The following is a 5677-nucleotide window of genomic DNA, read 5'->3' as shown; positions in this document are numbered from 1 at the left end:
GGAAATGCATTCCCCCTTTGGTGATTCCGCCTTTGGTGGCTGGCGCCACTACCTTGCCCGGTGGGCGGAGGCACAATAGAATCAATTATGAGGAGACTGCTTTTCAGAGCTTTATTGTCCTACCGCTCAGCGGGGGGAAGGTGGTGCCGTAAGGCACCAAAGGGGGGAAAGCCACCGGAGGTGGCTCATCATCGTAATGCGTATCAAGCTATATGACCCATAAAGCCAATCCCGTAACGCTGACTTTATAAGCATTGCCCAAAGGGCAATCCACAACCCTCGGGGCCAAAGGCCCCGTCAAACTTACGAACCCTTGGGGCGAAGGCCCATCCATCCTAAGAACCCTTTTTCCTGCCCCTTGAGCGAAGCGACGCAACCCTTCTACACAACCCTCGGCCCGAAGGGCCGTCAACCTTCCCCTTATTCATTACTTCGTCTTTACTATCATGATGAAGGCGATCCTTCCATCTTTATATTCCACGGTGAGGGGAATGGAGAGGAGGGAGGAGAGTTCCCGGGCTATGGAAAGACCTATGCCGTAGCCCGCTTTTTTGCTGTTGTGGGATTCGTCGTTTCGGTAGAACCGTTCAAAGAAGCGGCTGTAGTCCAGGTCTTTGCCGTCTTTGTAGTCGTTGGATACGGAGAAGCGTAGGGTGTCTTTCCTTTTTCCCTTTTCTGCCGAAAGGAGGATGGTGCCGCCGTCGTCGCAGTATTTCACTGCATTGTCCAGAAGGATGTGGAGGATTTCGGAGAGGTATTTTTCATCGCTTCTGGCAGTGAGTCCATCTTCTGCGGACAGGGTCAGTTTCTTTCCCTGGTCTTTGGCCAGAAGGTCGAAGTCCTCTTTCAGGCGGGCGAACATATCCTTCACAGGGAAGGAGAGGAACTGGAGCTGGGCCCTGGTGGCTTCGCCGGCTTTGGAGAGAAGGATGAGGTGGCTGATGAGGCCGGACATGCGGCGCACCTGTTTGATAATGCCCTCGGTCCACTGGTTTTTGCCGTTCATCATTTCCATGGCTTCGGCGTTTACGGAAATAATGGCCAGCGGTGTTTTCAGTTCGTGGCTGGCGTTGGTGATGAATCGTTTCTGGTTTTCCAGGTTCTTGACGAAGGGGGCGATGGCCCGCTTGGAGAGAAAGGCGAAAATCAGGACATAGAGGATGATGCAGAAGAAGCCGAACCATACGGAGTAGGAAAGGAAGGTGTGCACGTCGGAGAATTCACGGGTGCAGTCCAGAATGACAAGCAGGGTGGAGCCGTCTTCAAGGGTGGTTTTCATGAAGCCATAGCGGGCTTTATTTTTCTGCAGAAAGCCGCTGTCCGAGGGGGAAGCAAGGGCGATTCTGGCAAATTCCACGGCCTGTTCTTCAGAGAAGGCTACAATGTTTTTTACGTTGACTGCAGTGATGCGGCCGCTGCTGTCAAGGCGAAGGGAGAAGTAGCGGGTCTGGTAGGCAAATTCCGGTGTATCTTCCGGCCAGGTGATGCCGGGGAAGAAGTCTTTCCCCCAGGAGGCGGTATCGGCAGGATGGTAGCGGGAGGGCATGGTGCCTCCGTTCTGGGTGATATAGGTCATGGTATCCAGACAGTGCTCCCGCATGGCGTAGAAACCCATCATGTTGATGAGGCCCAGGGCGCCGGCCACGATAATGAATATGGCCAGGGTGGCTAGAAGGATGAACTGGCGGCGCAGTTTTTTGATGAGGTTCATGGCTCCTCCCGAAGGGTCAGCTTGAAATCTTTTCCTTCTTCCCCGGTAATGGCTAGGTCAGAGTTGATGGCAGACAGTTTTTCTCTCAGGTAGGAAATGTAAATCCACACCACGCTTTCATCGACCCCTTCTTCTCCGCTCCAGATTTTCTGGAAGATGTAGGAGGTGGAAAGGGGTTTGCCGTTATGGAGCATGAGGAGTTTCATCAGTTTCGTTTCCTTGCCGGAAAGGCGGATGGAATTATGGGCGGAAAGTTCCTGCTCTTCCGTGTCCAGGCTGGTGGAGCCGGCGGAAAGGGTGGAGGGGGTGAAGTCTTTTCCTCTTCTGGTGAGGGAACGGATACGGGCCAGCAGTTCTCCGATGGCAAAGGGTTTGGTAAGGTAATCGTCGGCACCGGCGTCCAGGCCGGTAATGCGGTCATCCACTTCGGATTTGGCGGTGAGCATAATCACCGGCGTCACATCACCGGCGGCGCGGATTTCCTTCAGGGCGGTAATGCCGTCCTTTACAGGCATCATGATGTCGAAAACCATGCAGTCATAGCTTTTTTCCGAAGCCATGTCCACCGCCACCGCTCCGTTTTCCGCCCAGTCCGCATCAAAACCCTGGTGTTTCATAATGGCCAGCAGTACGTCGGCCATATCTTTTTCATCTTCAGCAAGCAGTATACGCATGGTATCTCCTTTCAATGTTCCTGGCGGATGAGGTTCCGTATGGTCTGCATGGACAGATCGCAGGAGGCCAGCTCATCGGCGCAGCGCTTCAATTCCCGGGTAATCATTTCCGGGTTTTTGATGTTCTTCTTGTACTTCATCTGGTGTTCCAGACTGGCCCAGGAATCCATGGCAATGGTGCGGAGCTGGATTTCCGCAAAGAAATGGCCCGGATTTCGCCCCTTCACATCGGCAAAGGGGGCTTCCATCTCCACAATCAGGTGGCAGCTTCGGTAGCCGTTGGGCTTGGCACTTTTGATGTAGTCCTTTTCCTTTACAATGGTGCAGCCGGGAATGGAACGGATGAAATTCATGTTTTCGTAAATATCATTGAGGAAACAGCACACAATGCGGATGCCGATGGCATCGTGGATGTCATAAAGGGCGGAGGAGGCGTTTTCCGGAAGCCCCTTGCGCCGGCATTTCTCCCGCATGCTGTCTTCCGTCTTAATGCGGTAAATCAGGTGCTCATAGGCCGCTTCCCCAGTCTCTTCCTTCCGCTTTTGGCTGAAATCTTCGATTTGGGAAACGATGGAGTGAAGGACTTGGGGCAGCGCGTCCTTCCAGGCGCCGTATATGGATTCGTTCATGGGTATGTCTCTTTCTTTGTATAAAATCAATTTTTCTTATTATACCATGGAAAAGAGGGACCTATACCGATTTTGCCCCATGGTCAATTTTTATAAAGGGCAAGGGATGACCTGGCCCATCCAGGGAGGAAGGGCATCGGACAGGGACACGCAAAAAAGCCATGGCCGGAGCCATGGCTTTTTCACTGAGCTGTTTATTTCTTTTCAGCTGCTTTTCTTGCTTCGATTTCCATATCGTAGGATTTCTGGATACGGACGTAGTTTTCGCGGCGCTGTTTTGCATCTCTTTCTGTTTTTTCGAAGAGTTCTTCTGCCCTTTCGGGGAAGAGTTTGGCAAGGGAAGCGAAGCGGACTTCGCCCATGAGGTATTCCCGGAAGTTTCCTTTCGGTTCTCTGCTGTCCAGATGGAAGGGGTTCTTACCCTGTTCCAGAAGGGTGGGGTTGTAGCGCCAGTTGCACCAGTAACCGCATTCCACCGCTCTCTTTTCTTCTTCAGAGGACTTGCCCATGCCTGCTTTCAGGCCGTGGTTGATGCAGGGAGCATAGGCGATGATGAGGGACGGTCCCGGATAGGCTTCTGCTTCGCTGATAGCCTTGAAGGCCTGGTTCATGTCAGCGCCCAGGGCAATCTGTGCTACATAGATGTAGCCGTAGGAAACGGCGATCATGCCCAGATCCTTTTTCTTTGTCTTCTTGCCGGAAGCTGCGAATTTGGCAATGGCAGCAGCGGGGGTGGACTTGGAGGACTGTCCGCCGGTATTGGAGTACACTTCCGTATCCAGTACGAGGACGTTCACGTCTTCGCCGGAAGCCAGTACCTGGTCCAGACCGCCGAAGCCGATATCATACGCCCAGCCGTCGCCGCCGAAGATCCACTGGGATTTCTTCACGAAGTGGTCCTTGAGGTCAAGGAGTTCTTTGTATTCCGGATGGGCGGCCACTTCTGCCGTGAGGGCTGCTTCCAGTTTGTCGGCCCTGTCTCTGGTGCCGTTTCCGATGTCCTTCTTCTCCAGCCATTCTTCGATGGCAGCTTTTACGGTGTCATCGGCAGCAGGAAGCGCTTCCTTCAGTTTGCCGGTGAGGCGGTTACGGAGCTTGGCTTCCCCAAGGTGCATGCCCAGACCGTATTCTGCATTGTCTTCAAAGAGGGAGTTGGCCCATGCCGGTCCCTGGCCTTTGGCGTTCTTTGTATAAGGCATGGAGGGGGAGCTGGCTCCGTAAATGGAGGAGCAGCCGGTGGCATTGGCAATCATCATGCGGTCGCCGAAGAGGCGGGTCACCATATTGATGTACGGTGTTTCGCCGCAGCCTGCGCAGGCGCCGGAGAATTCAAAGTAGGTAGGTTCGAACTGGGCGCTTCTGAGGTTGCCCTTGCCCAGCGGATTCTTACGGGCAGGGAGATTCATGGCGTAGTCCCAGAGGTTCTGTTTCGGCAGCTGGGTTTCAGCAGGCTTCATGACGAGAGCCTTCTTGGGAGCGGGGCAGGTGTTGGCGCAGATGCCGCAGCCATAGCAGTCTTCCGGGTCGATGACGATGCGGAACTTCAGGCCTTTCACCGGGCCTCTGAATTCCTTTACAATGAATCCTTCCGGTGCTTTTTCCGCTTCTTCTTCCGTTACGAGGACAGGGCGGATGGTGGCATGGGGGCATACCACGGAGCACTGGTTGCATTCGATACAGTTTTCAGGAATCCATTCAGGAATGTTGATGGCAGCAGATGGACGTTCGTACTTGGATGTACCGGAAGGGAATGTGCCGTCTTCCAGGCCTTTCCAGGTAGAAACAGGGAGGTCGTCCCCTTCCTGACGGTTCATGACGTCGCATACGTCTTTGACGAAATCAGGACGGGCCACTCTGGCAATGGAGCCGCCGGTGGTGGCGTGTTCCCATGCTGCCGGGATTTCCACTTCTTCCATACCCGTCATGCCTGCGTCTACGGCGGTATTATTCATATCCACCACGTTCTGGCCTTTTCTGCCGTAGGATTTTTCATTGGAATCCTTCAGGTATTTCACCGCATCTTCATCGGGAATGATGTGGGTGAGATGGAAGAAGGCAGCCTGCATGATCATGTTGATACGGCCGCCCAGACCGATTTTCTTAGCGATTTCAAAGGCGTCGATAATGTAGAATTTCGCATGGAGGGCAGCCAGTTTCCTCTTCATGGCAGCCGGCAGTACCCGTTCCAGATCTTCCTTTCTCCAGGGGGAGTTCAGGAGGAAAATGCCGCCGGGTTTGAAGCCCCGGAGCAGGTCGTATTTATAAATGTAGGACGGACGGTGGCAGGCGATGTAGTCAGCCTTACGAATGAGGTAGGGCTTCCGGATGGGGTCTTCGCCGAAGCGGAGGTGGGAAATGGTGACGCCGCCGGATTTCTTGGAGTCATAGGCGAAGTAGCCCTGGGCGTAGAGGTCTGTATGGTCGCCGATGATTTTGATGGCGCTCTTGTTGGCGCCTACGGTGCCATCACTGCCGAATCCCCAGAATTTGCAGGAAACCAGCTTGCCCGGTATTTCCGGTACCGGTACGGGAGCCAGGGAAAGGCCGGTGACGTCGTCGTTGATGGAAAGGGTGAAGTTATGGCGTGGTGTTTCATCCTTCAGATGTTCATACACAGCCATAATATCTTCCGGAATCACGTCCTTGGAGCCCAGGCCGTAGCG

General features: G+C 53.9%; 4 protein-coding genes. All 4 read right to left on the bottom strand.

Annotated elements, in window-relative coordinates; genetic code table 11:
- Positions 1-427: 427 nt before the first annotated feature.
- On the bottom strand, positions 428-1711 hold the full coding sequence (locus B2Y11_RS04985; protein ID WP_291056925.1) for a sensor histidine kinase: 1284 nt from the start codon (positions 1709-1711) through the stop codon (positions 428-430).
- A complete protein-coding gene (locus B2Y11_RS04980; RefSeq protein ID WP_291056924.1) occupies positions 1708-2385 on the bottom strand; it encodes a response regulator transcription factor in 678 nt (225 codons plus the stop codon). Before B2Y11_RS04980 ends, B2Y11_RS04985 begins: the two co-directional genes overlap by 4 nt.
- A gap of 11 nt (positions 2386-2396) precedes the next feature.
- Positions 2397-3014: a GTP pyrophosphokinase gene (locus B2Y11_RS04975; RefSeq protein ID WP_291056922.1), complete on the bottom strand. Its 618-nt coding sequence runs from the start codon at positions 3012-3014 to the stop codon at positions 2397-2399.
- Between the two features lie 194 nt (positions 3015-3208).
- Positions 3209-5677, bottom strand: a 2469-nt coding sequence (nifJ, locus tag B2Y11_RS04970; RefSeq protein WP_291056920.1) for a pyruvate:ferredoxin (flavodoxin) oxidoreductase, incomplete at its 5' end; no start/stop codon positions are given.

Origin of the sequence: Dialister sp. UBA1703, from assembly GCA_002320515.1 — a bacterium.
In the GTDB taxonomy this organism is placed as follows: domain Bacteria; phylum Bacillota; class Negativicutes; order Veillonellales; family Dialisteraceae; genus Dialister.
Note: the sequence above shows the minus strand (reverse complement) of the source record. Positions and strands in the feature narration are given on the sequence as shown.

Bases quoted from the DNA above. Each gene is read 5' to 3' on its own strand.
- B2Y11_RS04975 (WP_291056922.1), bottom strand. From the start codon at position 3,014: ATGAACGAATCCATATACGGCGCCTGGAAGGACGCGCTGCCCCAAGTC.
- B2Y11_RS04985 (WP_291056925.1), bottom strand. From the start codon at position 1,711: ATGAACCTCATCAAAAAACTGCGCCGCCAGTTCATCCTTCTAGCCACC.
- B2Y11_RS04980 (WP_291056924.1), bottom strand. From the start codon at position 2,385: ATGCGTATACTGCTTGCTGAAGATGAAAAAGATATGGCCGACGTACTG.